At 62.7% G+C, this 7,244-nt stretch carries 8 protein-coding genes; 4 read left to right on the plus strand and 4 right to left on the minus strand.

Features of this window, described 5'->3' with window-relative positions; all coding sequences use genetic code 11:
- Positions 1-86 precede the first annotated feature (86 nt).
- From WAW17_RS19310 to WAW17_RS19320, 3 genes are all read right to left on the minus strand, one after another.
- Positions 87-1,037 (minus strand): ABC transporter permease, encoded by a 951-nt coding sequence (locus tag WAW17_RS19310; RefSeq protein WP_422334542.1) that lies wholly within the window; start codon positions 1,035-1,037, stop codon positions 87-89.
- Positions 1,034-2,617, minus strand: a complete 1,584-nt coding sequence (locus WAW17_RS19315) for an ABC transporter substrate-binding protein (protein ID WP_422334543.1) — start codon at positions 2,615-2,617, stop codon at positions 1,034-1,036. Before WAW17_RS19315 ends, WAW17_RS19310 begins: the two co-directional genes overlap by 4 nt.
- Positions 2,618-2,686: 69 nt before the next feature.
- Entirely contained in the window at positions 2,687-4,222 is a 1,536-nt protein-coding gene (locus WAW17_RS19320; RefSeq protein ID WP_422334548.1) for an acyl-CoA synthetase, read from the minus strand.
- Positions 4,223-4,356: 134 nt separating this feature from the next.
- On the opposite strand from WAW17_RS19320, the gene WAW17_RS19325 reads away from it, so the two are divergent.
- Positions 4,357-5,136, plus strand: a complete 780-nt coding sequence (locus WAW17_RS19325; protein WP_422334544.1) for an ATP-binding cassette domain-containing protein — start codon at positions 4,357-4,359, stop codon at positions 5,134-5,136.
- Positions 5,137-5,252: 116 nt separating this feature from the next.
- Positions 5,253-5,987 carry an enoyl-CoA hydratase/isomerase family protein gene (locus tag WAW17_RS19330; RefSeq protein WP_422334545.1) on the plus strand — a complete coding sequence of 245 codons (735 nt, stop codon included), beginning with the start codon at positions 5,253-5,255 and terminating at the stop codon, positions 5,985-5,987.
- On the opposite strand, the gene WAW17_RS19335 is transcribed toward WAW17_RS19330, so the two are convergent.
- A complete protein-coding gene (locus WAW17_RS19335) occupies positions 5,955-6,317 on the minus strand; it encodes an alpha-hydroxy-acid oxidizing protein (RefSeq protein WP_422334546.1) in 363 nt (120 codons plus the stop codon). The genes WAW17_RS19330 and WAW17_RS19335 overlap by 33 nt on opposite strands.
- An 81-nt stretch (positions 6,318-6,398) precedes the next feature.
- On the opposite strand from WAW17_RS19335, the gene WAW17_RS19340 reads away from it, so the two are divergent.
- Entirely contained in the window at positions 6,399-6,869 is a 471-nt protein-coding gene (locus tag WAW17_RS19340; protein WP_422334547.1) for an SDR family NAD(P)-dependent oxidoreductase, read from the plus strand.
- Positions 6,824-7,057 carry a hypothetical protein gene (locus WAW17_RS19345; protein ID WP_422334549.1) on the plus strand — a complete coding sequence of 78 codons (234 nt, stop codon included), beginning with the start codon at positions 6,824-6,826 and terminating at the stop codon, positions 7,055-7,057. The genes WAW17_RS19340 and WAW17_RS19345 overlap by 46 nt, the downstream gene beginning before the upstream one ends.
- The last annotated feature ends 187 nt before the right edge of the window (positions 7,058-7,244 follow it).

Below are 7,244 nucleotides of genomic sequence, written 5' to 3' on the forward strand. Positions count from 1 at the left end.
CTACCATACTCGTGCCCGTGTCGGGCAGTTTTTCGGCTGTCGGTAACTTCTCGGCTTCCGGCACGGCCGCAACCGTGTCCTTTTCATCATGCAGCGACACGGTTGACCGTCCTCGGATCGATGAAGCGATAGGAAAGATCGACCAATAAGTTGATCACCAGTACGACAGCAGCCGCGAGCGCAACGACTCCGAGAATTGTCGGAATGTCACGGCCCAGCACGGAGTCGATCGTCAAGGTGCCGAGACCCTGGATACCGAAAACGGTTTCGATCACGACGGTGCCGCCGAGCAGCTGCGCAATGCGGATGCCCAGTACGGTGACGATCGGGATGCCCGCATTGCGCGCGACGTGCATCGTGTAGATCCGCCAGGTCGGTATGCCTTTTGCCCGTGCAGTGAGGATGTGGTCTTTGTCCAGGACCTCCAGCACCGAGCCTCGGGTGTGCCGGGCCAGTTCGGCGGCGGGCATGACGGCGAGCGCCACAGCCGGCAGCACGATATGGGCGGCCCATGGGACAACGCCCTCGGACAGTGGGACGTAGCCGGTGGCGGGCATCGTGCGCAGAGTCAGTGCAAAGACCATGACCAGGAGCATGCCGACCCAGAACTGCGGCAGTGCAATGCCCGCGGAGGACAGCACACCGACGATCCGGTCGAGCACACCGCCGGGTCGCACGGTGGCGACGATCCCCAGCCCCACGCCCAGCACAACTGCGATGACGATCGCGACCAGCGCAAGCGACAGGGTCGGTTCGAGGCGCGACGCAATGAGTTCCGCGACGGGCTGGCGGCGGCTGTACGAGGTGCCGAAGTCACCGGTGAACACACCGGAGAGCCAATTCCAATACTGGGCGAGGAAGGACTTGTCGAGTCCGAGTTCGGCGCGAACACGCGCGATGTCCTCGGCTGTGGCGTTCTGCCCGGCAAGATCGATCGCCGGGTCTCCGGGGGCGGCGGCCATCATTGCGAACACCGCGAAGGTGACCAGGAGGAACAGGATGGGGGTCGTGATGACCACCCGGCGCAGCGTCGTCACGATTGTCCTTCCTTTCCGACCCGCCCGACGTAGCGCAGGTCCATCATGAACTGGGACTCACCGTTGAGCGCCTTGTCGAAGCCGACCACGTCGGATGCGGTGAGGAAGTACGTGTTGTAGTGGCAGATCGGAACGAAGATCGCAGCTTCGGCGAGAGCCGTGACGAGCTGAGCGTTGATCCGTTCGCGCTCTTGCGGATCGATCGTCCTGGAAGCCTGGTCGGCCAGGGCGGACAGTGCAGGATCCTCGTAGGAGAGCCGCGAGTCGGCCATCGTCCACTTCACGGTGTTCGCGACCGTGCCCTCGGGCCCGATCGCGTACATGAACGAATCGGACTGTCCTGTTCGGAAGGCTGTCAGTGCCTCGATACTCGTGCCGGGCCGGAGTACGGTGTCGACACCGATCTCGGCGAGATTGTCGGCGGCGATGACCGGGAGTGCTTCACGGCCAGCGGTGTACGAGATCTCGAAAGTCTTCCAGCCGGCTTCCTCGGCGAGTTCTCGTGCTCTCGCCGGATCGTACGGGTACGGATCGACGAAGTCATCGACGTGTCCGGGGAAACCTTCCCTCGACAACTGTGCGGACGGAACGCAGGTCCCCTGGTAGTAACCATTTGCGATGGAGTCGCGGTCGATCCCCTGCACCAGCGCTTCACGAATTCTGGGATCCGCAAGTCGGTCGGATTGCAACCACAAGGCCGCGAGCTGGTTGGTCGGTACCTCGACCAGCCGCAAGGTGTTGCCCTGCGCAGCGAGCTGCGCCTGCCGCACTGCTTGCGCCACCACACCGTTGACGTATGCGACATCGATCTCGCCGGCGCGGATTGCGGAGTCACGCGTTCGATCGTCGGCGATGAAACGAATCTCCAGCTCGGCCAAGGCACCCGCATCGGGGTCCCAGTTCTCGTCCGGGGCACGCAAGTAGCTCACGGACTGGCTGGGCACGAACTTGCCCACGACGTACGGACCGGTGCCGGCGTCCCCCGGATCGGTACGCAGGTCCCGGTTCGGGTCGGCGATCGCAGCCGGGCTGATCATCGCGCCGGCCGGCCCGGCCAGAATCGTCGGCATGTCCGGGGTGGGCGCCGAATAGCGGAACACCACCTCGTGGTCCCCCACGACGTCGATGTGATCGAGGGTCTTCAGGAACGGTGCCACCACCGAGTCCGGCAATTGCTGTGCGCGGGTGATCGACGCGACCATCGCCGAGGCATCGAACGGGGTGCCGTCGTGGAACTCGACGCCCTCACGGAGCGACATCCGCATCGACATCCCGTCGGGAGCGGTCTCCCACGATTCGGCGAGCATCGGCACGATCTCACCACCGGTCTCTGCCCTGGTCAGGCGGTCGAAGACCAGGTAGTAGTACACACGCTCCCCCGACGTGCGCTCCCGGTGTGGATCGAACCCCGTTGGTACCGCGGTCGTGGCTACGACCAGGTCCGCGTTGCGGTCGAGGACCGCGGTGCCGAGGTCCGTCGTCTCCGACGCACTGCTCGGCCCGTATCCGCAACCTGCGGCGAGCATTGTCACGGCGAGGGCTGCTGCCCCGATGACGCGCCGTGATCTGTGAACGGCCATGGTTCTCCTTACGAACTCGGTGTGGCCCGTGTACCGCCCCCGCGGTGCTGTCTTTCTGCTGCGCGCCTGCTACTTCGCGACGTTTGTGCCCTCGTAGCGGGCAAGCAGCGCGCGCTTGAGGATCTTGCCGCTCGGCAAACGCGGCACCTCACCGAACTCGACAGTCCGGGGCGCCTTGAAATGCGCAAGCTTCTCACGCGCATGAGCGATCAACTCGGCCGCGAAAGTGTCGTCCGCGACGACCCCGTCCGCCGGCGTCACCACGGCATGCACCCGCTGACCCATCTCGTCGTCGGGTAGGCCGATCACTGCAACGTCAAGGACAGACGGATGCATCGTGAGCGCATCCTCGATTTCCTGCGGGTAGATATTCACCCCGCCGGACAGGATCAGGTCGGTCCGGCGGGCAGAGAGGTAGAGGTAGCCGTCCTCGTCCACGTGTCCGAGGTCGCCGAGCGTGCTCCACCCCTTGTCGTTGTATGCGCCGGAAGTCTTGTCGGTGTCGCCGTGGTATCCGAACGTCGCCGTGCCGCTCATCCAGATGCTGCCGACTTCGCCCGGACCGAGTTCGTTTCCGTCGTCATCACAGACGTGTACTTCGCCGATGGTCGGCTTGCCGACAGATCCCCGGTGTTCGAGCCACTCCGGCGTGGTGATCATGAAGAACCCGTTACCCTCGGTGGCGCCGTAGAACTCGAGGATCTTCGGGCCGAACCATTCGATCATGCGTTCCTTGACCTCAACCGGGCACGGTGCCGCCGCATGGATGACCACACGCAAGCTCGTTACGTCATACCGTGCCCGGGTTTCATCCGGCAGTTTGAGCATGCGCACGAACATCGTCGGCACGAACTGGGCATGAGTGACCAGGTGCCGTTCGATCGCAGCGAGGGCGGCCTCGGCATCGAACCGCTCCATGACGATCGCAGTGCCGCCGTTGCGGACGGTACCCATACTCCATCCGAGCGGCGCTGCGTGATAGAGCGGGCCGGGGCTCAGATACGCGGTGTCCGGACCGAACCCGAAGGCATTATGCATCGTGGAGTCGATGTTCAGTCCTGTGCCGAAAGGCGCGCCGGTCAGTTCGGGCAGAATGCCTTTGGGGCGACCTGTGGTACCCGACGAGTAGAACATGTAGTAGCCCTCGAGCTCGTCGCCGATCGGCGTAAGCGGAAGTGCGGCAGCCGCATCGGCTAGCCGCTCGGCTCCGCTCGGCGATGCGTTCCCCACTGTCAATCTTGCTTCGACATCGTGGTTTCCGGATGTGATGACGGAAGCGAGCCGGTCGAGCTGTTCCGAATGGACAAGCAGACGAGCACCGCAGTTTTCGACGACGTAGGCGGCTTCATCATCAGCCAAGTGCCAGTTGACCGGTGTATAGAGAAGCCCGGCCCGCTGCGCAGCCCAGACGACCGGGAACATATCCAGGCAGTTCTCCATGAGGATCGCGATATGATCTCCAGCCTGCAGTCCACGTTGCCTGAACAGGTGAGCAATTCGGTTGGACGACTCCTCGAGCTCACGGTAACTCAGTGTCGCACCGCTTCCGGCCATCACGATCGCGGGCTTGCTTTCGTAGGTCGCTGCCAGATCCGTCAGGTTCATCGCCGTCACGGCAATCCCTCCACGTGGGCCGCCCGCGGACCGGGCGGCGGAAAATGCAATTTTACTTAGGAAACTTTGTATACTATGTTGCACACATCACACAACTTGTGGCATTCGCTGACCCAAGGAGCACCATGTCTCTCCTCGACGTTCGCTCGCTATCGAAGACCTTCTCGCACGGGGCTACCGCTCGTCCAGCGGTCGACGATGTGTCGTTCACGCTGAACGAGGGTGAAACCCTTGCACTGGTGGGCGAATCCGGGGCAGGAAAATCCACCACGGGTCGCCTCGTGCTGCGGTTGACCGATGCAGATTCGGGCGAGATCACCTTTCGCGAGCAAGACGTGCGCGGTTTGCGCGGCACCGATCTGCGGAGCTTCCGGCGCGACGCGCAGATGATCTTCCAGGACCCTTTTTCGTCCCTGAACCCGCGTATGCGGATCTGGAAGGCAGTCGCAGAACCCCTTTTGGTGCACGGCCTGTGCCCTCGAAGTGAATTGAAGGACCGGGCCGCCATGTTGCTCGACAGCGTCGGCCTCGGCACTCATCTGCTCGACCGCTACCCCTCCGGACTATCCGGTGGTCAGCTGCAGCGTGCCGCGATTGCCCGCGCACTGAGCACGGATCCGTCGTTGATCGTGTGCGACGAGCCTGTTGCAGCACTGGATGTGTCCGTGCAGGCCCAGGTGATCAATCTGTTGCTCGACATCCAGGAAGAGCGGGGTGTGGCATATCTGTTCGTCACCCATGACCTTGCCCTGGTCGAGAAACTCGCGCACTCTGTTGCGGTGATGCGAGCGGGCAAGATTGTCGAACACGCCCCCACCGAGACTCTGTTCTCCGATCCGGAGCAGGACTACACCCGGACACTGCTGTCCGCCATCCCGGAGATGCCCGAAACCGCGACGGTCTGATTACCGAACGGCCACGACTGCCGCACTTCGGGCGCCTTCCGTGCACCTCATGCGCCGAACGGTGATCCCGTTCACCAGATTGCTTCACTCCATCCCGGTACCGAGGAGATAGACGATTGACCGACATCTTGTCGCCTGCCGAGATCGGCGTAGAAGTCATCGATGGATTCTGTCTGGTGACTCTTGATCGCCCAGCACGCCTCAACGCATTTACTTCCACCGGTTATCTGCAGCTCACACAGGCTCTCGCGGAGGCTGATCTGGATGATGCTGTCCGAGTCATCCTCATTCGTGGTGCGGGGAGGGCATTCTCGAGCGGCGTTGACCTGGACGCCCTTGCGACCTCTGATCCCGAAGAACTGAGAACACGGTTCGCCAAACTTGTCGGGACGCTGGCCGGGATGACGAAACCGGTTGTCGCAGCCCCACATGGTGTAGCGGTGGGGTTCGGAATGACGCTGCTGTTGTTGTGCGACGTCGTCCTCGTCGCCGAGGGTTGCAGGCTCCGAGCGCCCTTCACGGCGCTGGGGACCGTGCCAGAGGCCGGTAGCAGCTACCTCCTGCCGGCGCTGATAGGCCGGCAAGCGGCGATGGATATCGTCCTGAGTTCCCGATGGATCCACTCGGTCGAGGCGGTACGCCTGGGTCTGGCCGCGAAGGAGATCCCTCTGGACGACTTCGACAATGTCGTTCGCGGGTACGCCCGGACGATTGCCGAATTTGCCCCGGCGTCGGCTATGGCATCGAAACGCCTGCTGTCCTCGAATCATAAGCAACGGATCCTCGACGCACTCGCGGCGGAATACGAAGAGGCGCGGTCACTTCCTCTTCTCAGCCGACCGATCGATTGACAGGTGGTCCTGTTCGGTCGGCAGCAGCGACGACTTCCCGTACCTGCGTCCGCCAACGCGCATGCGGCAGCACGACGCAACTCCGCTCGACCTCGGCGACGTTGGTGTAACCCAGCAGACCAAGAGCGTTCTCGGTCTCGTCCTGCATGATGTCGAGCACCCGTCGAGGTAGACCTCGACCCGACCTGCAACCGCTTCGACGACGTCGGGCAGTGCTTCGATCGTCGAGGTTGCAGTATCGAGCTGGCGGCCACGCGTACTCGGTAGCGACGACTGGTAGTCGACAATTACGGCACCATGTCTCAAAGTGCACAGTCGCTGGGCAACCACAAACGCTCCCTTGACGCCAACACTTATCAGAAATCGTCTCTGGCCGGCCGCCGTACGGTAATAACAGGCGGCGCCAGCGGGATGGGCGCCGGGCTTGTCCGGTCCTTCGGAGTTGCCGGCGCCAGCGTTGTATCCGTCGACATCGACGAACCGGAGGGTTCGCGCATCGCGGCCGAGTCGGGGGCAACCTTCATGAGGTGCGACGTCTCTGAAAAAGATTCAGTGGAAGAGGCATTCGACAGAGCTGCCTCACATCTGGGTGGAATCGATGTGGTGGTCCATGCCGCAGGAATAGCACCCGGTGCAGCTGCGGAGGAAACGCCGATCGAGATCTGGAAACGAACCATGGAGGTCAATGCCACGGGTACCTTCTTGACGAACCAGGCCGCGTTCCAACACTTACGAGAGAAAGGAGGACGAATTATCAATCTCGCATCCGCTGCGGGGGTCAAGGGTTACCCAGGTAAAGCGGCTTACGCGGCGAGTAAAGGCGCGGTCTCGCGTGGATGCGGTCGGTCGCCGTCGAATGGGCTCCATTCGGGATCGCGGTGAATGCCATCGCCCCCGCGATCTGGACACCGATGTACGACAAGACCCGGGCATCGATGACCGCCGACCAGTTGGCACATCACGACCAAGCATTGCGGACCTCCATCCCTCTGGGTGGCAAGCTCGTCGACGTCGACACCGACCTCGTACCGGTGGTCGAGTTCTTGCAGGGGATGGCGCTCGCTTCATGACCGGACAAGTCTTCGCGGTGGATGGCGGACAACTGATGCTGCGGTAGGCGGACGACTTACCCTGGATGCACCGATTCGGTTGGGTCGGTGAGCGTGTCGTAACGGCGAAATGCCCTGTCGTGGTGGAAGAATTGGACTTCTCACAGAACCTTTTCAACCATCCCGAAGGGCATCTCGTAGGTGCAAC

It is taken from the genome of Rhodococcus sp. (in: high G+C Gram-positive bacteria), from assembly GCF_049286785.1.
Lineage (GTDB): Bacteria > Actinomycetota > Actinomycetes > Mycobacteriales > Mycobacteriaceae > Rhodococcus_F.